The following is a 22,253-nucleotide window of genomic DNA, read 5'->3' on the forward strand; positions in this document are numbered from 1 at the left end:
GGCAATGAATAACAAAAGGCTCCGAATAATCGGAGCCTTTTTCATATCGAATATGAGTAAAAATCTTAGCGAACGATAATACCCAACAGAATGCCTAGCGCGCCGAAGTCAGCGTCGCTGAAGGTCGTATTGGCAAAACCGATATCACCCAGCACAGGCAGTAGGAATACCGGCAGGAAGGTAATCAGCAGGCCTTGGGCGAAAGCCCCCAGAATAGCCCCGCGACGACCACCGGTCGCGTTACCGAACACGCCCGCAGCGGCACCGACAAAGAAGTGTGGAACGACGCCTGGGATAATCACCGTCATATTCAGTAGGTACAGGGCAAACATACCAATCAAACCGGCGGCGAAGCTACTCAGGAAGCCGACCAATACCGCATTGGGTGCGTAAGGGAATACGACGGGGCAATCCAGCGCTGGTTTGGCGTTAGGTACCAGTTTGTCTGAAATGCCTTTAAATGCCGGTACAATTTCTGCAATCACCATGCGAACACCTTGCAGAATGATGTAAACACCCGCTGCGAAGGTAATGGACTGCATGATAGAGAACATAAACCAGTTTTTGCCGCCGCTCAGTTCTTTCACCACATCGGCCCCGGCAAACAGGCAAGTTACCAGGAAGATAATGCTCATGGTGAAAGAGATGGCAACTGGTGTATCCCTTAGGAATAGCAGGCTTTTCGGCACGTTCATGTCTTCGGTCGAATGCTCTTTATTACCGAATTTGCTGCCGATAAAACCGGCCAGCACATAAGATAACGTCGAGAAATGACCAATAGCCACGTCATCGGAACCGGTTACTTTTTTCATGTACGGATGAGCAATCGCTGGGAAGAACACCATTGCCACGCCGACGACCAATGAACCAACGGCAATCAGCGTAATGCCGCTCATGCCCGCCGTTGCCAAAATCACTGCCACCATCATCGACATAAACAGCGTGTGATGGCCTGTCAGGAAGATAAATTTCCATGGGGTGAAACGGGCGATCAGAATATTGATCACCATAGCGAAGAACATGATCATCGCCATTTCTTTACCGAAGCTTTTTTGCGCCACGGAGACAATGGCTTCGTTGTTCGGCACGACGCCCTGAATACCAAAGGCGTGCTGGAAAATGTTAGCGAAATCACCCAAAGATGAAACCACCAGACCGGCGCCGGCACCCAGAATCACAAAACCCATGATGGTTTTGACAGTGCCTTTAATACATTCGGTTACGGGTTTTTTCTGAGCGATTAGGCCGATTAAGGCGATAAAACCGACTAATACCGCCGGTTCAGACAACACATCGCTCATCAGAAAACGAAAGAAATCCATATTGACCTCCGCTTACAGCGCGCCTAATTCGGTTAATGCAACGGACAAACGCTCTTTCATGGCTTTTTTATCGATCATGTTATCCAGTGCAACAATTTTGCCCGTCACGGATTGCGCGATCAGTTGTTCGGCGATGTCTTTGGTGCCAACATAAATATCGCTTGGTGTGCCTTTGGCTGAGCCTAAATCCACATGATCGACTTCAGCGCTGACGGCCAGCTCTTTCAGAATGTTTTTAATACTGATTTCCATCATCAGGCTAGTGCCTAAACCGTTACCGCAAACCACTGTGATTTTCATTTTCTTTCCCCTTGGAATTGGTGATCCTGACTGCTTCGGTGGCTAAACCGTCGCCAATCGCGGATTAATAGCGCGCAATGACTGATAAAATGTCTTGCGTCGTTTTGGCGTTTAACAAGCTGCTTACGTCATTATCGTTATCGAACAATTGAGCGAGTTGAGAAATAGCCTCAATGTGGCTATTGCTGTCCGTCGCGGCTAACACGATTAATAATTTTACTGGGTCGTTCTCTTCAGCATCGAAGTTGACGCCGGAGGAAATCACCGTGAGCGCCAGTGAAAGCTTATTGACGCCTTCTTCTGGGCGAGCATGGGGCATGGCGATACCGGGGCCAACAACGTAGTAAGGCCCTATTTCCTCATGAGAGCGATAGATGGCATCGACGTAGCGTGGCTCAATGGAGCCATTATCAATCAATGGCTTACATGAGATGGCGATAGCATCCCGCCAATCTTTGGCCTGTTCTACTACCTGAACGACGTTTGCTGTTAACAATGTCTTTAACATGAGATGAATCACTCCCGATAACAATTCACATGAGAGTAGATATTTCGCTCACTGATTAATGTGATGTCTATCTCATTTGATAGCGCTACCTGATAGCGCTATCAAAAATTGTGATAGCGCTATCATTTAACCGATCCTGGTCTTTGGCTATATCTGCCTGAGGCATATACAATGCGACTCAATACCTGCGCTGCTAATAGTAGGCGGAGCGCAACAGACAGGCTGAAAACGGTGAGTTTCAGCAGACAGGGAACCCAGAATGGAAAAAACGCGTAAGCGCCGTAACACCGGGAGAGTCACGCTGCAAGAGGTGGCCAACTATGCCGGTGTCGGAACCATGACCGTTTCTCGCGCATTGAGAACCCCGGAGCAGGTTTCTGACAAGTTACGGGAAAAGATAGAACAGGCAGTTGAAGAGCTTGGCTATATCCCTAATCGGGCAGCAGGTGCGCTGGCGTCCGGGCATAGCAATACCGTAGCGGTGCTGATTCCATCGCTGACGGATAAGGCCAGCTCGCGCTTTATGCAGGCTTTACAGCAGGTGCTGAATAAAAACGAATTTCAGCTGTTATTAGGCTGTCACGAACACAATCAGCACAAAGAAGCCGAAATCTTAATGACCTTATTGCAGAGTAATCCGGCTGCGCTGGTTATTTTTGGTTCGCAGCTGGCAGAGAAAACCTATCAAATTCTTGAGCGAGCAAATATTCCTACGGTGAATGTCGTTGGCTCGCGTTACAGCAAAGCGGAAATCACGCTGGAGGCGGCGTTTTTTGAAGCCGCGCATAGACTCACGGATCATTTGCTGGATCAAGGTTATCAGCATATTGGTTACGTGGGGGCGCATATGGACAACCGCTTGCAACGGCAATTGCTGAATGGTTGGCATAAAGCCATGCTGAGCCGCTATCAGAATTCAGATCAGATTGTGACGACACCGGACGCCGCCAGCCTGCAATTTGGCCGCTATGCGCTAACAGAAATGCTGTTGCGTCAGCCTGAGCTGGATGCGGTGATTTGTAGCCATGAAGATATTGCGTTAGGCATCATGTTTGAATGTCAGCGGCGTTTGCTGAAGATCCCCGGTGATATAGCCGTGGCCTGTCTGGACGGCTCAGACAGTTGTGACCAAACGCATCCTACCCTGACGTCTATTCGTATTGATTACAAAAAAATGGGGCGAGAGGCAGGGAAGCTGCTCATTGATATGCTTAATGATAGTGATGATGACGAGGAACCTCGGATGCAGACTTTCAGCTATCAGTTAGAGTTAAGACAAAGCAGTTAAGGCAGTTAAGGATAGACTGACAGATTTCACCGTTTAAACCATAAAAAACGCCAGCACTAAGGCTGGCGTTTATCATTCAAACCGAAGCGTAAATTAAGACGCGTCGGCCTGAGCAGACTGAATAGCAGTCAGAGCAACGGTGTAAACGATATCGTCGACGAGTGCGCCACGGGACAAATCGTTAACCGGTTTGCGCATACCTTGCAGCATTGGCCCGATAGAGACCAGATCCGCAGAACGCTGTACCGCTTTGTAGGTGGTGTTACCGGTGTTCAGATCTGGGAAGATGAACACGGTAGCCTGACCTGCAACCGGAGAGTTAGGCGCTTTGGATTTTGCTACGTCTGCCATGATTGCCGCATCGTACTGCAACGGACCATCGATGATCAGATCTGGGCGTTTTTCCTGTGCCAGACGGGTCGCTTCACGTACTTTCTCAACGTCACTACCTGCGCCGGAATTACCGGTTGAGTAGGAAATCATCGCAACGCGTGGTTCGATACCGAAAGCGGCCGCTGAATCAGCAGATTGAATTGCGATTTCAGACAGTTGCTCTGCGGTTGGATCTGGGTTGATTGCGCAGTCACCGTAAACCAGAACTTGGTCAGGCAGCAGCATAAAGAACACGGAAGAAACCAGCGAGCTGCCCGGTGCAGTTTTGATCAACTGTAGCGGTGGACGAATGGTGTTCGCAGTGGTGTGAACCGCACCGGAAACCAGGCCGTCAACTTCGCCTTGTTCTAGCATCAGCGTACCCAGAACCACGTTGTCTTCCAACTGTTCGCGGGCGACGACTTCGGTCATGCCTTTGCTCTTACGCAGTTCGACTAAACGTGGAACATAACGTTCGCGTACGGCAACCGGATCAACAATCTCGATGCCTTGACCCAGTTCAACACCCTGAGCGGCAGCCACTCGACGGATTTCGTCCGGGTTACCTAACAGTACGCACTCAGCAATGCCGCGCTCAGCACAGATTGCCGCCGCTTTCACGGTGCGTGGCTCGTCGCCTTCTGGCAGAACGATGCGTTTGCCGGCTTTACGTGCCAGTTCGGTCAGCTCGTAGCGGAATGCCGGTGGAGACAGGCGACGTGAACGCTCTGAGGTTGCGCTCAGTGAGTCGATCCACTCGCTGTTGATGTGGCTGGCAACGTAGTTTTGCAGCTTTTCAACGCGCTCGTGGTCATCCGCAGGCACTTCCAGATTGAAGCTTTGCAGGCTCAGAGAGGTCTGCCAAGTGTTAGTGTCAACCATAAATACTGGCAGGCCAGTCTGGAAGGCACGTTCACACAGCTGTTTGATTGGCTCGTCGATAGCATAGCCACCGGTCAGCAAAATTGCGCCGATTTCAACGCCATTCATCGCCGCCAGACAGGCTGAAACTAATACGTCTGGGCGGTCTGCGGAAGTGACCAGCAGAGAGCCTGGGCGGAAATGCTCCAGCATGTGAGGAATGCTGCGCGCACAGAAAGTCACGGATTTAACGCGGCGAGTATTGATGTCGCCTTCGTTGATAATACGTGCGTTCAGGTGTTTGCACATGTCGATTGCGCGGGTAGCAATCAGCTCGAAGCTCCATGGCACACAGCCCAGAACTGGCAGCGGACTGTTGGCAAACAGCTGAGTCGGATCGACTTTCGCTACGCTGGCCTTGGTGGAATCATCAAAGATTTCAGACAGGTCAGGGCGAGTACGGCCTTGCTCATCAACCGGGGCATTCAGTTTGTTAATGATAACACCGGTGATGTTTTTGTTTTTGCTGCCGCCAAAGCTGGAACGAGCCAGTTCGATACGCTCTTTCAGCTGATCTGGCGAATCGTTACCCAGCGCCAGCACGAACACGATTTCTGCGTTCAGCGTTTTAGCAATTTCATAGTTCAGCGCGTTGGCAAACTGGTGCTTGCGGGTTGGCACCAAACCTTCAACCAGAACCACTTCGGCATCTTTGGTATTTTCGTGGTAACGGGCCACGATTTCTTCCATCAACACGTCTTGCTGGTTAGAACTCAGCAGAGTTTCCACGTAGTTCATATTTAGCGGCTCGGCAGCGGTGATGCTGGAGTTGGCGCGAATGATGGTAGTGGTCTGGTCAGGCGCATCGCCGCCGGAACGCGGCTGGGCAATGGGTTTGAACACGCTTAAGCGGACGCCTTTTTGCTCCATGGAACGAATGACACCCAGGCTGACGCTGGTCAGACCCACGCTGGTGCCAGTTGGGATCAACATAATTGTACGGGACACGGCTAAACCTCTTTACGGTTGCACTCAGGCGACGGTTCTCGCCTGCTGTCGGGTGAAAACAACACCGCCAGCCTTGGCTGACGGTGTTGAGGAGACTTATGCAGTCAGACGGGCTGCGTCTTGTGCGATAACCAACTCTTCGTTGGTTGGGATGACCATCGCCAGACGGCTGCCATCTTTAGTGATGGTGCCGGATTTACCGAAGCGAGCTGCCAGGTTACGTTCGTGGTCAATTTTGAAGCCCAGCAGGCCCAGTTTGTCCAGAGTCAGTTCGCGTACCATAGCTGCGTTCTCACCGATACCGCCGGTGAAGATAACCGCGTCTAAACGACCGTTCATCAGCGCAGTGTAAGCACCGATGTATTTGGCCAGACGGTGGCAGAATACGTCCATTGCGCGCTTAGCGTCAGCTTTGGTGTCGTAGTTGTCTTCAACGTAACGGCAGTCGCTGGTGACTTCGGTCAGACCCAGCAGGCCAGATTCTTTGGTCAACATTTTATTGATTTGATCAACGCTCATACCCATTGCATCGTGCAGATGGAAGATGATTGCTGGATCGATGTCACCGCTACGAGTCCCCATGACCAGACCTTCCAGCGGGGTCAGACCCATAGAGGTATCGACACATTTACCGTTGCGAACTGCGGTAACAGAACCACCATTGCCCAAGTGGCAAGTGATTACGTTCAGTTCTTCCATTGGCTTGTTCAGAGCCTTGGCTGCTTCCTGGCTAACGAAGAAATGGCTGGTACCATGTGCGCCATAGCGACGGATGCCGTGATTTTTGTATAGGCTGTATGGCAGAGCGTACAGATAAGATTCTTCCGGCATGGTCTGATGGAACGCAGTGTCGAATACTGCGACATTTTTATCAGCCAGATTCGGGAAGGATTTCAACGCCTCAGCGATACCGATCAGGTGGGCTGGGTTATGCAATGGTGCAAACGGGATCGAATCTTTGATACCCTGAATAACTTCATCGTTAATGATTGCTGATGAAGTGAATTTCTCACCGCCGTGAACAATACGGTGACCGATAGCAGTCAACTGGGCAGAAAGCTCTGGTTTTTGTGCCAGAATAGTATTAACAATGAAATTCAGTGCTTCGCTGTGCGCTGCACCAGCACCCAATGCTGCTTCTTGTTTGCCGCTATCCATTTTCCATTTGATGCGGGCTTCAGGAAGATGGAAGCATTCGGCTAAACCAGACAGGTGCTCTTCACCGTTGGTCGCGTTGATTACGGCGAATTTCAGGGAAGAACTACCGCAGTTAAGAACCAGTACTAGCTTACTCGACATGGAAGTACCTATTTATAGTCGTGTTTGCAATAAACACGTGGTTAATAAAACGTCAATCTGACCACAAGCGTAGCGCATAATGGCGATGACATTAATGATTAACATCATGCGATAAATGAAAAAGGCATGATGGTGGAAAAATCGCTGATCAAGTGTTTAAAACCTGGTGGTTAAAATGCATCAACGATTTAACAAAAATGATTAATTTGCTGCTAAAAGTTGACATATTATGCATCTTCTTCTAGCGGCCAAAAGGCCGGGCTAGGATACCGATAGCGCGCGCTAAAAACAAAATATATTTAATCCATCCAATTTCTCGTTGGTGGGTTGCAAGAAAATTTTAAACTTTGTCTTTGAAGTTGAGGTGAGCCATGACATCCAAACCTTCTGATTCCGTTAGCTGGTTTCAGGTCCTCCAGCGCGGGCAGCACTACATGAAAACTTGGCCATCAGACAAACGTCTGGCGCCGGTGTTCCCAGAAAATCGCGTGGTTAACGCGACGCGCTTCGGTATTCGCTTTATGCCGCCGCTGGCGATTTTCACGCTGACCTGGCAAATCGCACTGGGTGGGCAGCTTGGCCCTGCGATTGCGACCGCACTGTTTGCCTGTGGTTTGCCGCTGCAAGGTCTGTGGTGGTTGGGCAAGCGCTCTATTACTCCGTTGCCGCCGACTTTATTGCAATGGTTTCACGACGTGCGTAATAAACTGGCTGAAGCCGGGCAGGCGGTTGCGCCCATAGAGAAAACACCGACCTACCAGTCGCTGGCTGAACTGCTGAAACGGGCGTTTAAGCAGTTGGATAAAACTTTTCTCGATGATTTATGATTTTTTACAACGATAAATAAATACAAATCCGAGGGTCGGCAGCGGCTCTCGGTGAATCCTTTCACCAAACCCCCTGTCAAATCAAAGAATGTCCTGCTAGTAGTACCACTGAAAGATGCTCTATGCGATGATTTCACCATTAACTTGCCTTTCAGGAGATCATGATGGATATGACTAACGCCCAACGGCTGATCCTTTCAAACCAATACAAAATGATGACCATGTTAGATCCGGATAACGCCGAGCGTTATCGTCGTCAGCAAACCATTGTCGAGCGCGGTTTTGGTCTGCAAATGCGCGAGCTGGACCGTGATTTTGGTGAGTTAAGCGAAGAGACCTGCCGCACCATTATTAATATTATGGAGATGCACCACGCGCTACAGGTGTCTTGGGATAATCTGAAAGATAAGCAAGATCTGGACGAGCGCCGCATCGCCTTCCTCGGTTTTGATGCTGCCACCGAATCTCGTTACCTGAGTTACGTGCGCTTTATGGTGAACACTGAAGGGCGTTATACCCATTTCGATTCCGGCACTCACGGTTTCAATGCCCAAACCCCAATGTGGAAGAAATATCAGAGCATGCTGTCTGTCTGGCAGTCCTGCCCGCGTCAATATCATTTGAGCGCGGTTGAGATTTCGCAAATCATTAATGCCTGATTAATCACCCGCCAAATTGCTTACTGTTCAAGCGAGACGAGGGGAAATAGGCCATTGGCTCGGTGACGGTTTGTCCGTTACGGTGCCCATAGGTATATTAACCCCTCGTTTACCCGCCCCTGTGGCCGGGCTTGCCGTTAAACTCAATAAATAGCCTGATGATTTAGGTTTCAAGAGGATGTACTTGTGGAGTGCAAAGGTTTTCTTTTTGACTTGGATGGAACGCTGGTAGATTCATTGCCAGCCGTGGAGCGAGCATGGATTGGCTGGGGAGCCAAGCACGGTATCGAATCATCGGTGGTATTGGGCTTTATTCACGGTAAACAGGCTATGACCTCCTTGCGTCACTTTATGCCGGGGCAGAGTGATGAGGCGATTCAGGCCGAGTTTCTGGCGTTGGAAAAAATCGAGTCGGAAGATACCGAAGGCGTCACCGCATTGCCGGGTGCCGTTGCGCTGCTGGAACGTCTGAATCAGTTGGATATTCCTTGGGCGATTGTTACTTCGGGTTCCGTACCCGTTGCGTCCGCCCGTCGCGCAGCCGGTCATTTACCCTTACCGGAAGTGTTTATCACGGCTGAACAGGTCACTCACGGCAAACCTAAGCCCGATGCCTATCTGCTGGGCGCAGAGCGTCTGGGGCTGAAACCGGAAGATTGTGTTGTGGTGGAAGACGCGCCCGCGGGGATTCTTTCCGGTCTGGCCGCTGGCTGTAAAGTGATCGCGGTTAACGCACCTGCGGATACGCCAAAACTGGATCAGGTTGATTTGATTCTGAGTTCCCTTGAGCAAATAGCGGTAGAGAAAACGCTAAACGGCGCAGTGATTAAGCGAGTTAAGTAGCTTTCCTGCTTATTCATTGAATCTGCGATAAAAACTAAGAGCGCCTTAAGGCGCTCTTTTTACGTATACCGAGTCTCAACTGCAACTTAACCAGCAGGAAGGGAAAAACTGGCCGCCAGACTCTCCAGATTTTGCGGTATCACCTTAATCACGCCGCCGCGCGGGCTATCTATATCGGCAATCAACATAAACGAGAAAGAGATAACCAGCGGCAATATCAACAGCATTACTTTTCGCCCTTTGCCGCTTTTAAAACCGTAGCCCACTAACGTGCAGCAGCAGATTGCAATAATGCTCATCAACATCCATGCCGCAGGGGGAATACGGTTCCACCAAGCCGCCTGAGTGTAACCGGCTGAGTTCAATACATCGTTCATTCCAGCCAGTACCAGCGCCATCGGTGGTGTTGGCTGTTGCGCCGCAGGGTCAAGCAGCACTGTCCAGAGTTCGTCCTGTAGCCGATTGGATTGGCGGTTAATTTCCATCAGCTTGGCGCTATCGCGGGTGCGATAAAACAGAATTCGTTGATCCACGTAGCGTATCAGCAGATCTTTGGTTTTATCTCGCGCGGCGGGCGAGAGCAGGTCTGCACGCAGGTATTCGGTGCTAATAGCGTTGGCTTCCGCTTCTTCATAATTTTTACGTAAATCGTAGCGGCTGATAGCCATGGAAAAACTGAAGCCAATAATCAGCCCCAGTAGCGTCAGTGTCGCACCCTGGATAACGGTGAAGTTTTCCTGAGTGTTGCCATCCATGGTTTGTCCATGACGAAAAAACGCCTGACCGATAAGGGCGCAGCCCCACAGCACCAGAAAAGTCAGGATAAACAGAACCAGCGGATAATTAGTGATATTAAACATTTAGCGACCTTGCTCTGATGGATAATTTCAGCGGTGACTGCCGCGCGGCTGTTACACGGCCTACGTTTACGGAGTAACCCAAACCCGGTGGGTTGCCACCAGTATAGTCAGATGTTGCCCGGATTGCCGATAGGCTTACTGTTTATGCGGATATATATCGCCAACGAACAAATGACTCACTTCCGGCGAATAATCAGCAAATCGGCAATAAATGGGATAAAAATACACCATAAAAACGGTATAAGACTGATAAGCGACAATTTTTTAATCAATATTGATCGCAGGCAGTGGAACTCGCTGCGTTTAATGCTTTACTGATAGCGCCTAATCTTTGATTTCCGATTTACCAGCGAGGCCATTTTGAATAGCGAACTATTGTGGGTATTAACTTTACTTCTAATAGCGATAGGACTGTTTACCACGAATAAATTGCGAATGGATGTGGTGGCGCTGTTGGTGATTATTGCCTTTGTGATGAGCGGCACGCTGACGCTGGCGGAAGCTACCAGTGGTTTTAGCGATCCCAACGTGATTTTGATTGCCGCGCTGTTCGTGATTGGCGAAGGTTTGGTCAGAACCGGCGTAGCTTATCAGGTGGGGGATTGGCTGGTTAAGGTGGCAGGGCACAGCGAGACCAAAATGCTGGCTTTGCTGATGGTTACCGTAGCCGGATTGGGCGCATTTATGAGTTCTACCGGCGTAGTGGCTATTTTTATTCCGGTGGTGCTAAGCGTTGCCAGCCGAATGAAAACATCGCCCAGTCGTTTAATGATGCCCCTGAGCTTTGCCGGATTAATCAGTGGCATGATGACGCTGGTGGCGACGCCGCCCAATATGGTGGTGAACAGTGAACTGTTGCGAGAAGGCATTCAGGGCTTCGGTTTTTTTGGCGTCACGCCAATCGGCCTTATTATTCTGCTGTTGGGCGTAGGCTATATGCTGATTGCCCGCCGCTGGCTGGGCAGCAACGAACCACGCTCAGATAAGGAAAAGTGGCAGCGTCGTACTTTCCGCGATTTAATTCGGGATTATCGACTCACAGGCCGCGCGCGTCGTCTGGCGATTCGTAAAAGTTCCCCACTGATAGGGCATACGCTGGATGAACTGCATTTACGCGCTCGCTATGGCGCTAATGTGGTTGGGATCGAGCGCTGGCGGCGTTTTCGCCGGGTGATGGTCAGCGCGACCGGTAATTCCGAGCTACGAGAAGGGGACGTATTGTTGATCGATATGTCCGATTGTGACGTGGATTTACGCGAATTCTGTAGCGATCAATTGTTGGAACCGATGGTACTGCGGGGGGAATATTTCTCTGAGCAGGCGCGAAATGTCGGTATGGCCGAGGTTTCTCTGATTCCTGACTCCACTTTGATCGGGAAAAGCCTACGGGACATGACATTTCGCAGTCGCTATGGCCTGAATGTGGTGGGCATTCGCCGCCACGGTAAAGCGATGGAAGGGAAGCTGGTGGATGAGAAACTCCAGTTCGGCGATATTTTGCTGGTGATTGGCGACTGGAAACTGATTCGCCAGCTTCAGTCTCAAACCAAAGATTTTATCGTACTCAGTTTACCGGCAGAAGTGGACGAAGTGGCTCCGGCTTTGTCACAGGCTCCTCACGCGCTGTTTTGTCTGGCGTTGATGGTCGCCATGATGCTGACCGACGAGGTGCCTAACGTGATTGCTGCGTTGATCGCTTGCCTGCTAATGGGGCGTTTTCGTTGTATTGATATGGATAGCGCTTATCGAGCGATTCATTGGCCAAGTTTGATTCTTATTATTGGGATGATGCCTTTTGCGCTGGCACTACAGAAAACCGGTGGGGTAGACCTTATTGTTCACGGCCTGATGGATGTCGCGGGCGGCGCGGGGCCTCGGGTGATGCTGCTGTGTCTGTTCGTGCTTTGCGCCGCGATTGGGTTGTTTATCTCTAATACGGCCACGGCGGTATTGATGGCGCCCATTGCCATCGCGGCCGCGAGAGAAATGTCGGTATCACCACTCCCATTCGCCATGATTGTCGGTATTGCCGCTTCCGCTGCCTTTATGACGCCGGTTTCATCGCCGGTTAATACGCTGGTATTAGGCCCCGGTGGTTATAAATTTGGCGATTTTGTACGTATGGGCGTGCCATTTACGCTGCTGGTGATGGCCGTCAGCGTGATGGTCGTACCGCTCTTATTCCCATTCTGATTAGCTTCCGCCCTTGGTGTTAAGAGCGGTTGGCGGCACTGATGCACCGAGTTACTGACGTGAGCCCGCTCATTAGGTTGGGTTCACGTCAGCTACGGATCTGGATTATTCCAATGGGTCGAGGCTGATTTCATCCAGAGACAGGCTGAAGCTAGGCACGAAGACTTCCATAAAGTAATCCATTTCCGGGCTTTTACGCAGGTCGAGAGTTTTCTCCAACCGTGTTTTTGCTTGGGTAAACTCGTGATTTCCCGCCGAAAGCTCTTCCAAACATTTCAGATAGGCACACAGGGCATCAGCCTGTTTAACCAGCAGTTTTTCATCTTCACTGTAATAGTTTTCATCCAGCAAGCAGCGGAAATCATGCTGTAATTCGGCGGGTAACATTTCGATCAGTTTCTGCTGCGCCACTTTTTCTATCTTCTTATATTCGTGGGCAATCTGCGGATTGTAATACTTGATAGGCGTGGGCATATCGCCGGTAATCACTTCGCTGGCGTCGTGGTACATGGCTAACAGCGCGATGCGATCGGCGTTCAGATTGCCATTGAATTTACGGTTTTTGATGATTGCCAACGCATGCGCGACAAAGGCCACTTGTAGGCTGTGTTCCGATACATTTTCAGTTCGAACATTACGCATCAGCGGCCAGCGGTTAATCAGTTTCAGGCGGGATAAATGGGCGAAGAAATGGCTCTGACTCATCATTTTCTCTCTTTATTTTTTCTACGGCGATAAATCGGTAATCAAACAGGGAGTCGGGGTGATTTTAGGTTTATAGCCTAACAGAAGAGAAGGTGAGTTTTGTAATTTCTCATCTGCGATAGCGATGAGGTGATCAGATAATTTGAGGTGGGTTTTGAAAGCCTGACGGCTCAGTTGCTCCTCACTCGTCGTTGAGGCTTCCGAGCAGGGTTGGCCTGCACACGGGCTTGGCGCGAAAGCGGGTTTCTTCGAACTTCCCTCGTGCATGTTTCGTCCGGCGAGCCAGCGCGAGCGAATCGCGACATTCCGTCAGCGGAGGCGATGAGTGAGGGAAACCACGCAGTGGGCAGGGAGGCGCGGATTGTTAAGACGTGGGGAACAGGGGGGCGCGTAGCCCCCCCAGAATCAATTATTGATGGTATGTCTCTAGGAACCGACCTAGCTTCCCGACCGCCATTTCTAACTCATCTACGCGCGGTAAGGTCACGATGCGTACGTGGTCGGGGTACGGCCAGTTGAAGGCGCTGCCTTGTACCAGTAACACTTTTTCTTGCAACAGCAAATCCAGCACCAGTTTCTGATCGTCTTTCAGATTGAAACGCTTGGCGTCGATACGCGGGAACATATATAGCGCACCGCGAGGTTTCACACAGGAAACCCCAGGAATCTGATTGATCAATTCCCAGGCGCGATCCCGTTGTTCATACAAACGACCGCCGGGCTGAATAAATTCGCTGATGCTCTGATACCCCCCCAGAGCGGTCTGAATGGCGTGTTGCATCGGCACGTTGGCACACAAACGCATCGACGCCAGCATTTCCAGACCTTCAATATAACCTTTAGCGTGCTTCTTCGGCCCGTTCAGCACCATCCAGCCCTGACGGAAACCCGCCACGCGGTAAGTCTTTGACAAACCGTTAAAGGTCACGGTCAGCAAATCTGGTGCTAATGCAGCAATCGAATGGTGCTGCGCATCGTCATACAAAATCTTGTCATAGATTTCATCGGCAAAAATGATCAAATCATTCTGGCGGGCAATCTCAACAATTTCCAGCAATAGCTCTTTGCTATATACCGCGCCGGTTGGGTTGTTCGGGTTGATAATCACAATGCCGCGAGTGCGTGGAGTGATTTTGCTACGGATATCATCCAGATCGGGGAACCAGTCAGATTCCTCATCACACATATAGTGCACAGCTTTACCGCTGGACAGGGAAACTGCAGCGGTCCACAGCGGGTAATCCGGCGCGGGTACTAGCATTTCGTCGCCAATATTCAGTAAAGCTTGCATGGATTGCACAATCAGCTCGGAAACGCCGTTGCCGATGTAAATGTCCTCCACCGTCAGATCGCGCATATCCCGCGCCTGATAGTGCTGCATAATGGCTTTGCGCGCCGAGTACAGGCCTTTGGAGTCGCAATAGCCTTGCGCCGTGGGCAGGTTACGAATTACGTCTACCAGAATTTCATCCGGTGCGTCGAAACCAAACGGGGCAGGATTGCCGATGTTCAGTTTCAGAACCTTATTACCTTCTTCTTCAAGACGCTTAGCTTCTTTTAGCACCGGGCCACGAATGTCGTAACAGACGTTGTCCAGTTTGCTGGATTTTTCAATGGGGGACATAAAACAGAGCCTTTTCACTGGTAAACGCGTGTCCTGTTCCTGGAACACGGCAAGGTGTTCAATGTACTCCGCTGCCGCACATTTTTGAAGTTCTATACATCGCTTAACTGCAAATGTTTATCGATGCTAACCGACTTATCAGTTTTTCTGTTTGATTCATCAGGAAAACCTTACTGATGAGATAAATTGAAGTGTCAGCTGTCTATTTTCTGATCGAAATGACGTATTTCGGCGATAAAGCAACCGGTGACGCATAATATTTATCCAGAATTACTTATCAAGTTAACGTGTTCCCTTACTATTTTGACAATAAAATATTGGCCAATTTCTTTTATATAATAAGTCGATAGCTAAATATCCACGTTTTTATCATACATATTGTAGATGCCAGTCTAAAAATGGCCGGGAAGCTAAAAACTATAAATAGGAAAACTATTAAGAACATTTAATGTAAGGGATTCATTCTCACACTTTAGTAGAAAATTATTAGTTAAATCTTTTTGAAAAGATAAACCACCATCTTGGTGATAAGTTGTTTTTTTATATATAAAATAAGCTGCCATTAAGGCGAATTTAATTAAAAACAGTACATTAGGAGCATTAAGTTTAGCTGCGGGAAATGGCGTTCCCCAGTACAAAAAATCTTCATTTATCGAAGATTTAGCGTTTTTTTGTGACGCTATTCATATAATTGGATGACAGGTTGGGAAAAGATGTTTTTGAAAAAGAGATAAAGATAACGAAATATAAGTTATTTTTTTGCCCTACTCTAATGAGTGGGGTACTGTCATACTTAACATTGTCCCATTTGATAATGTTGTTAGTTAAACACCAGGGTAGTTTGTAATTAGAATTCAAAAAAGTGAAGAATACACTATGACAAATGCAAATCGTCCGATAATTAATCTCGACCTCGATCTGCTTAGAACCTTTGTCGCTGTTGCTGACCTGAATACTTTCGCCGCCGCTGCTGCCGCAGTATGTCGAACTCAATCAGCAGTTAGCCAACAGATGCAACGGTTAGAACAGTTGGTTGGTAAAGAGTTGTTTGCCCGCCATGGGCGCAACAAGTTACTTACTGAACATGGTCTCCAGTTACTTGGCTATGCCAGAAAAATTTTGCGTTTTAACGATGAAGCCTGCACTTCCCTTATGTACAGCAATGTAGAAGGCGTGCTGACCATTGGTGCATCTGATGATACCGCGGATACGCTGCTTCCTTTTCTTTTGAATCGGGTGGCAACTTTATATCCGCGTTTAGCTATAGATGTGCGGGTCAAACGCGGGCCGGAAATTGCTGAGATGCTGAGCAGTGGTGAAGTTGATTTAGCGATCACCACGGCAGCAGTAGAAAGTCTTCCCCATCTGATGTTGAGAACCTCCCCAACGCTGTGGTATTGCTCTGCGGACTATCAGTTTGTCCCTGGAGAGGCCATTCCGCTGGTGGTGATGAATGAGCCAAGTCCATTTCGTGACATGGCAATAGAGCATCTGACACAGGCAGGTATTCCGTGGCGCATCGCCTACGTTGCTTCTTCGCTTTCAGCCATCAGGGCAGCGGTGAGGGCAGGGTTGGGTGTGACCGCCAGACCTATCGAAATGATGAGTCCGGACCTGCGGGTATTAGGCGAAACAGAAGGATTACCTCGGTTGCCTGAGACCCACTATGCGCTGTGCAAAGATGATGCATGTGAAAATGAGTTAGCATTGGCGATCTTTAGTGCCTTGCAAAATGGTTATCAGCCTTCATTGCTGACCGGAACAGAGCCATCCCAGGGTTCCGAATTGTATATCGATAATTAATAATAATTATTTAACATCTCGTGTTTCGTTAATCCCCTGTTTAAACAGGGGATTTTTCGTTTCTAAGAAGATAAAAACCTAGTTATTGCCATTATGTTGATATTTCGTGACTAAAGGCGCGTTTTCCACACTTATTTTGGGGTATAGACCAAGAGAGCCAGGCTGCGGTCTGGACTCATACCTATACAGCTCCCCGCATTATTTTTTTTCTTTTCGTTAACACGACCCTAGTTGGTTCGAAACGACGTTTCACTATTTTTAGTGTCAATAGCAGATTTTTATTTGTTAATAAACTGCCTAATAACACTCAAAACGTGTTCTGGATCAAAAAAATACCCCTAGCTAGTGAGTGGAAGAACAGGTTATTCCTGCGACAATGGTATAGTAAAAACGAAAGATCCACGTTGCTTTATATGTGCATGATAGCGCTCAACAAATGACTGACTCGATTTAGCTTTCGAGGTCGCACCAAATGTTAAGCAAGATCGTGCGTTTGTAAATTAATGTGTACTTACTTTTGTCAAAGTTGACAAAAGGTTATTGAAAGGAGTAAAAAGCCCACAGTAAAACACTGGCTAAATAGTTGTAAAGACAGTGTCTTTGTGTGGTTATTATCCTTCCCTTGAATCGATGTGGTGCACAACTGCCGACACAAGAGCAGAACGTTCGACGCCACTTTTGATGAGTAAGCAATGAGTATGTCAACAACCACTGAAGTTATCGCTCATCACTGGGCGTTCGCTGTATTCCTCATTGGCGCTATCGGGCTGTGCGGTTTCATGCTGCTAGGTGCGTTCTTCCTGGGTGGGAGAGCTCGGGCCCGTGCCAAAAACGTACCCTATGAGTCCGGCATCGACTCGGTTGGCTCTGCGCGTATGCGCCTGTCGGCCAAGTTCTATCTGGTCGCCATGTTCTTCGTTATTTTCGACGTTGAAGCCTTGTACCTGTATGCCTGGTCGATTTCCATTCGTGAAAGCGGCTGGATAGGTTTCATCGAAGCCACCATTTTCATTTTGGTGCTGCTGGCTGGCTTGGTTTATCTGGTGCGCATCGGTGCTCTGGATTGGACTCCTGGGCGGTCGAACCGCCGCGTGAGCAAACCGAGCACGGTCACAAATTCCAAAGGTATTCCGCCCGATTTGCGCCAATAAATACAGCGAGGCATTAACATGGACTATACGCTAACCCGCATAGACCCCAACGGTGAAAACGACCGTTATCCCCTACAAACACAGGAAACCATCAGCGGCGATCCGCTCGAGCAAGACATCCATCGTAGCGTGTACATGGGTAAACTCGAGCACGCGATGCATGACATGGTGAACTGGGGACGTAAAAACTCACTTTGGCCGTATAACTTCGGTCTTTCTTGCTGTTACGTTGAAATGGTGACCTCGTTTACCGCTGTGCATGACGTGGCGCGTTTCGGGGCTGAAGTATTGCGCGCCTCACCGCGTCAGGCTGACTTCATGGTGGTTGCAGGAACCTGCTTCACTAAGATGGCTCCGGTTATTCAGCGTTTGTACGAGCAAATGCTTGAACCTAAATGGGTTATCTCGATGGGAGCCTGCGCCAACTCCGGCGGCATGTATGACATTTACTCCGTGGTGCAGGGCGTAGATAAATTCCTGCCGGTGGATGTGTATATCCCAGGTTGCCCACCGCGTCCTGAAGCTTATATGCAAGCGCTGTTACTGTTGCAGGAATCCATTGGTAAAGAACGCCGCCCACTTTCTTGGGTTGTCGGCGATCAGGGCGTTTATCGCGCCAATATGCAGCCAGAACGCGAGCGTAAACACGCTGAGCGTATTGCGGTCACTAACCTGCGTACTCCTGACGAGATTTGATTCTGTCGATTTGACAATCAATCTAGGTACGACAGCTAAATTCGCGGCGCACTGACCACGAAATGACCCCGGTAGTGATCAAAAAAGTTGTGGTGAAAAAAAATTATGACAGATCATACAACGACCGACAGCGCCCAGCCCGCATGGCAAACCCGCGATCATCTCGATGATCCGGTAATAGGTGAGTTGTCGAACCGTTTTGGGCCAGAGGCCTTTGTTGTTCAGGCGACCCGTACCGGCATGCCGGTAGTCTGGGTGAAGCGTGAACAATTGCTGGAAGTAATGTCGTTTTTAAGAAAACAGCCTAAGCCTTACGTTATGCTGTTCGATCTGCATGGGGTGGATGAACGTTTACGTACCCATCGCCAGGGCTTGCCTGATGCGGATTTCTCTGTTTTCTATCATTTGCTTTCTATTGAGCGTAACCGCGACATTATGCTGAAAGTGGCACTGTCTGAAAAAGACATGCACGTGTCCACAGCAACCAAAATTTTCCCGAATGCCAACTGGTATGAGCGGGAAACTTGGGAAATGTTCGGTATTACCTTTGATGGCCACCCACATTTGACGCGCATTATGATGCCGCAAAGCTGGGAAGGTCATCCGCTGCGTAAAGACTATCCTGCTCGCGCCACGGAATTCGATCCCTTCGTGCTGACCAAGCAGAAAGAAGATATGGAGATGGAGTCTCTCACCTTCAAACCCGAAGATTGGGGTATGAAGCGTGGAACCGAAAATGAGGACTTCATGTTTCTTAACCTCGGGCCTAACCATCCGTCTTCTCATGGTGCTTTCCGTATTGTATTGCAGTTGGATGGCGAAGAAATTGTCGATTGCGTGCCGGACGTGGGCTATCACCACCGTGGCGCGGAAAAGATGGGCGAACGTCAATCCTGGCACAGCTACATTCCTTACACTGACCGTATCGAGTACCTCGGCGGCTGCGTAAACGAAATGCCTTACGTGCTGGCGGTAGAGAAACTGGCCGGTATCGTGGTGCCCGATCGGGTTAACACCATTCGCGTGATGTTATCCGAACTGTTCCGCATCAATAGTCACTTACTGTACATCAGTACCTTTATCCAGGACGTGGGTGCGATGACCCCGGTGTTCTTCGCCTTTACCGACCGTCAGAAAGTGTATGACGTGATCGAGGCGATTACCGGCTTCCGTATGCACCCAGCCTGGTTCCGTATTGGTGGCGTAGCCCACGACCTGCCGCGTGGCTGGGATCGTTTGCTGCGTGACTTCCTCGACTGGATGCCAAAACGCCTGGATTCCTACGTCAAAGCGGCATTGCAGAACAGTATCCTGAAAGGGCGTTCTGTCGGCGTCGCGGCTTACAACGCCAAAGAAGCATTGGATTGGGGTGTAACCGGCGCAGGCCTGCGTGCTACCGGCATCGACTTCGATGTGCGTAAATGGCGCCCGTATTCCGGTTATGAAAACTTCGAATTCGAAGTGCCAATCGGTAATAACGGTGACTGCTATGACCGCGTCATGCTGAAAGTGGAAGAACTGCGTCAAAGCCTACGAATTCTGGAGCAATGTTATAAAAACATGCCAGAAGGTCCGTTCAAGGCTGACCATCCGCTGACTACGCCGCCGCCGAAAGAACGTACGCTTCAACATATCGAAACGCTGATTACTCACTTCCTGCAAGTTTCATGGGGCCCGGTGATGCCAGCTAACGAGTCATTCCAGATGATTGAAGCGACCAAAGGGATCAACAGTTACTATCTGACCAGTGACGGTAGCACCATGAGCTATCGCACCCGGATACGTACTCCGAGCTACGCCCATTTGCAGCAGATCCCATCGGTAATCCGTGGCAGCCTGGTATCTGACCTGATCGTCTATCTGGGCAGTATCGATTTTGTAATGTCTGATGTGGACCGCTAATTATGAGTGATCAAAAAGAGACACAGGATCATAAAGATCAACTTGATGTGGTGAACCTGGCTGTCGATGCAGCGCAGTCTGCTGCCGCTGAGCGCTCTGTCGCTGAACAGCCGACTACCGCACAAGAAGCCTTTGAACTGAGCGCGGAAGAACGTGATGCCATCGAGCATGAAAAGCATCATTACGAAGATGCTCGCGCCGCGTCGATTGAAGCGCTGAAAATCGTACAGAAAAAACGCGGTTGGGTGCCAGACGGTGCGATTCACGCTATTGCTGAGGTGCTGGGTATTCCGGCTTCCGATGTTGAAGGCGTAGCCACTTTCTACAGCCAGATCTTCCGCCAGCCGGTCGGTCGCCATGTGATTCGTTACTGTGACAGCGTGGTTTGCCACATTACCGGTTATCAGGGCATTCAGGCGGCTATCGAGAAAAAACTCAGCATCAAGCCGGGCCAGACCACTTTTGATGGGCGTTTCACGCTGCTGCCAACCTGCTGCTTGGGTAACTGTGACCGTGGTCCGACGATGATGATCGACGACGATACTCACAGCTACCTGAAGCCTGAAGAAATTGAAAAGTTACTGGAGCAATATCCATGACAAATCCTTCAGGTTTTACTCGTGAAATTATCCGTACCCCGGAAATGCATCCGCTGACCTGGCGTTTGCGCGATGATAAACAGCCGGTATGGCTGGATGAATACCGCAGCAAAAACGGCTATGTCGGAGCAGAAAAAGCCTTAAAAGGCATGGCTCCGCCGGACGTTGTCAATCTGGTCAAAGATGCGGGTCTGAAAGGGCGCGGCGGCGCAGGTTTCTCCACCGGTTTAAAGTGGAGCCTGATGCCGAAAGACGAAAGCATGAACATCCGTTATCTGCTGTGTAACGCCGATGAAATGGAGCCGGGCACCTATAAAGACCGCCTACTGATGGAGCAATTGCCCCATCTGCTGGTGGAAGGGATGCTGATCAGCGCCTTCGCGCTGAAAGCCTACCGAGGCTACATCTTCCTGCGCGGTGAATACATCGAAGCGGCAGTGCATCTGCGTCGCGCTATTGCCGAAGCGACCGAGGCCGGTTTGCTGGGCAAAAATATTATGGGCAGCGGTTTCGATTTTGAGCTGATTGTCCATACCGGTGCGGGTCGTTATATCTGCGGGGAAGAAACCGCGCTGATTAACTCACTGGAAGGCCGCCGCGCTAACCCACGCTCCAAGCCGCCATTCCCTGCGTCTTCCGGCGTGTGGGGCAAACCGACCTGTGTCAACAACGTGGAAACCCTGTGTAACGTACCGGCAATTCTGGAACATGGCGTGGATTGGTATCAGGGAATCACCGCGGGCAAGAGTAACGATGCAGGTACCAAGCTGATGGGCTTCTCTGGTCGGGTGAAAAATCCAGGCGTATGGGAATTACCGTTTGGTATTTCAGCTCGTGAAATTCTGGAGGATTACGCCGGTGGTATGCGTGACGGTTTGAAATTCAAAGCCTGGCAACCGGGCGGAGCGGGTACCGACTTCCTGACTGCCGATCATTTGGATCTGCCTATGGATTTCGAAAACATCGGCAAAGCGGGCAGTCGTTTAGGTACGGCGCTGGCAATGGCGGTGGATCACGAAATCGGCATGGTTTCGCTGGTCCGTAATCTGGAAGAGTTCTTTGCCCGTGAGTCATGCGGCTGGTGTACTCCGTGTCGTGACGGTCTGCCGTGGAGTGTTAAAATTCTGCGTGCGCTGGAACGTGGCGAAGGCCAACCGGGTGACATCGAAACGCTGGAACAGCTTTGCCGCTTCTTAGGGCCGGGTAAAACCTTCTGTGCTCACGCGCCGGGCGCGGTTGAACCACTACAAAGCGCGATTAAATATTTCCGGGACGAATTTGAAGCCGGGATCGCGACTAAGGACTATGGCAATACCCGAGCCATAGCCGGTATTCAGCCTAACCTGTTAAAAGCGCGCTGGTAGCACTGATGCCCTTGCTATCTATAAATCGTTATAAGTAGCAAACAGTTATAAGCAGCAAGGGCCAGAATT

At 49.9% G+C, this 22,253-nt stretch carries 19 protein-coding genes; 11 read left to right on the top strand and 8 right to left on the bottom strand.

Annotated elements, in window-relative coordinates:
• Nucleotides 1–65: 65 nt before the first annotated feature.
• The 3 genes from AD970_RS03860 to AD970_RS03870 form a co-directional block, all read right to left on the bottom strand.
• Nucleotides 66–1,322, bottom strand: a complete 1,257-nt coding sequence (locus tag AD970_RS03860) for a PTS ascorbate transporter subunit IIC (RefSeq protein WP_049597016.1) — start codon at nt 1,320–1,322, stop codon at nt 66–68.
• A 12-nt stretch (nt 1,323–1,334) separates the two neighbouring features.
• The gene (locus AD970_RS03865) at nt 1,335–1,622 is read right to left on the bottom strand and encodes a PTS sugar transporter subunit IIB (protein ID WP_049597017.1); all 288 of its coding nucleotides are present in this window, start codon (nt 1,620–1,622) and stop codon (nt 1,335–1,337) included.
• 64 nt (nt 1,623–1,686) lie between these two features.
• Nucleotides 1,687–2,130, bottom strand: a complete 444-nt coding sequence (locus AD970_RS03870; RefSeq protein WP_049597018.1) for a PTS sugar transporter subunit IIA — start codon at nt 2,128–2,130, stop codon at nt 1,687–1,689.
• A 259-nt stretch (nt 2,131–2,389) separates the two neighbouring features.
• Here AD970_RS03870 and AD970_RS03875 point away from each other — a divergent pair, with 259 nt between their 5' ends.
• Nucleotides 2,390–3,418 carry a LacI family DNA-binding transcriptional regulator gene (locus AD970_RS03875; protein WP_049597019.1) on the top strand — a complete coding sequence of 343 codons (1,029 nt, stop codon included), beginning with the start codon at nt 2,390–2,392 and terminating at the stop codon, nt 3,416–3,418.
• Nucleotides 3,419–3,511: 93 nt separating this feature from the next.
• Here AD970_RS03875 and pta read toward each other — a convergent pair whose 3' ends face one another.
• Nucleotides 3,512–5,644, bottom strand: a complete 2,133-nt coding sequence (gene pta, locus AD970_RS03880) for a phosphate acetyltransferase (protein WP_049597020.1) — start codon at nt 5,642–5,644, stop codon at nt 3,512–3,514.
• Between the two features lie 111 nt (nt 5,645–5,755).
• Nucleotides 5,756–6,958, bottom strand: coding sequence for an acetate kinase (gene ackA / locus AD970_RS03885; RefSeq protein ID WP_049597021.1), 1,203 nt, complete (start codon nt 6,956–6,958; stop codon nt 5,756–5,758).
• A gap of 371 nt (nt 6,959–7,329) precedes the next feature.
• Here ackA and yfbV point away from each other — a divergent pair, with 371 nt between their 5' ends.
• From yfbV to AD970_RS03900, 3 genes are all read left to right on the top strand, one after another.
• Nucleotides 7,330–7,785 carry a terminus macrodomain insulation protein YfbV gene (yfbV, locus tag AD970_RS03890; RefSeq protein WP_049597022.1) on the top strand — a complete coding sequence of 152 codons (456 nt, stop codon included), beginning with the start codon at nt 7,330–7,332 and terminating at the stop codon, nt 7,783–7,785.
• A gap of 164 nt (nt 7,786–7,949) precedes the next feature.
• Entirely contained in the window at nt 7,950–8,444 is a 495-nt protein-coding gene (locus AD970_RS03895; protein WP_049597023.1) for a YfbU family protein, read from the top strand.
• A gap of 186 nt (nt 8,445–8,630) precedes the next feature.
• Entirely contained in the window at nt 8,631–9,287 is a 657-nt protein-coding gene (locus AD970_RS03900; protein WP_049597024.1) for a sugar phosphatase, read from the top strand.
• Nucleotides 9,288–9,373: 86 nt separating this feature from the next.
• Here the strand turns inward: AD970_RS03900 and AD970_RS03905 are convergent, their stop codons facing one another.
• A complete protein-coding gene (locus tag AD970_RS03905) occupies nt 9,374–10,147 on the bottom strand; it encodes a bestrophin-like domain (RefSeq protein ID WP_049597025.1) in 774 nt (257 codons plus the stop codon).
• A 360-nt stretch (nt 10,148–10,507) separates the two neighbouring features.
• Between AD970_RS03905 and AD970_RS03910 the strand changes: the two genes are divergently transcribed.
• Complete coding sequence (locus AD970_RS03910; protein ID WP_049597026.1) at nt 10,508–12,340, top strand: SLC13 family permease; 1,833 nt, start codon at nt 10,508–10,510, stop codon at nt 12,338–12,340.
• 105 nt (nt 12,341–12,445) lie between these two features.
• On the opposite strand, the gene yfbR is transcribed toward AD970_RS03910, so the two are convergent.
• A complete protein-coding gene (gene yfbR / locus AD970_RS03915; RefSeq protein ID WP_049597177.1) occupies nt 12,446–13,045 on the bottom strand; it encodes a 5'-deoxynucleotidase in 600 nt (199 codons plus the stop codon).
• Nucleotides 13,046–13,454: 409 nt separating this feature from the next.
• On the bottom strand, nt 13,455–14,669 hold the full coding sequence (locus AD970_RS03920) for a pyridoxal phosphate-dependent aminotransferase (RefSeq protein WP_049597027.1): 1,215 nt from the start codon (nt 14,667–14,669) through the stop codon (nt 13,455–13,457).
• A gap of 876 nt (nt 14,670–15,545) precedes the next feature.
• On the opposite strand from AD970_RS03920, the gene rovM reads away from it, so the two are divergent.
• The 6 genes from rovM (at nt 15,546) to nuoF (ending at nt 22,184) form a co-directional block, all read left to right on the top strand.
• The gene (rovM, locus tag AD970_RS03925; RefSeq protein WP_049597028.1) at nt 15,546–16,472 is read left to right on the top strand and encodes a virulence transcriptional regulator RovM; all 927 of its coding nucleotides are present in this window, start codon (nt 15,546–15,548) and stop codon (nt 16,470–16,472) included.
• A 692-nt stretch (nt 16,473–17,164) separates the two neighbouring features.
• A complete protein-coding gene (gene nuoA, locus AD970_RS03930) occupies nt 17,165–17,623 on the top strand; it encodes an NADH-quinone oxidoreductase subunit NuoA (RefSeq protein ID WP_049597029.1) in 459 nt (152 codons plus the stop codon).
• Nucleotides 17,624–17,641: 18 nt separating this feature from the next.
• Nucleotides 17,642–18,319, top strand: coding sequence for a NuoB/complex I 20 kDa subunit family protein (locus AD970_RS03935; protein WP_049597030.1), 678 nt, complete (start codon nt 17,642–17,644; stop codon nt 18,317–18,319).
• Between the two features lie 105 nt (nt 18,320–18,424).
• Nucleotides 18,425–20,221 carry an NADH-quinone oxidoreductase subunit C/D gene (gene nuoC, locus AD970_RS03940; RefSeq protein WP_049597031.1) on the top strand — a complete coding sequence of 599 codons (1,797 nt, stop codon included), beginning with the start codon at nt 18,425–18,427 and terminating at the stop codon, nt 20,219–20,221.
• Between the two features lie 2 nt (nt 20,222–20,223).
• The gene (gene nuoE, locus AD970_RS03945) at nt 20,224–20,820 is read left to right on the top strand and encodes an NADH-quinone oxidoreductase subunit NuoE (RefSeq protein ID WP_235786901.1); all 597 of its coding nucleotides are present in this window, start codon (nt 20,224–20,226) and stop codon (nt 20,818–20,820) included.
• Nucleotides 20,817–22,184: an NADH-quinone oxidoreductase subunit NuoF gene (gene nuoF, locus AD970_RS03950; RefSeq protein WP_049597032.1), complete on the top strand. Its 1,368-nt coding sequence runs from the start codon at nt 20,817–20,819 to the stop codon at nt 22,182–22,184. The genes nuoE and nuoF overlap by 4 nt, the downstream gene beginning before the upstream one ends.
• Nucleotides 22,185–22,253 lie beyond the last annotated feature (69 nt).

This window comes from Yersinia nurmii (genome assembly GCF_001112925.1).
GTDB lineage: Bacteria > Pseudomonadota > Gammaproteobacteria > Enterobacterales > Enterobacteriaceae > Yersinia > Yersinia nurmii.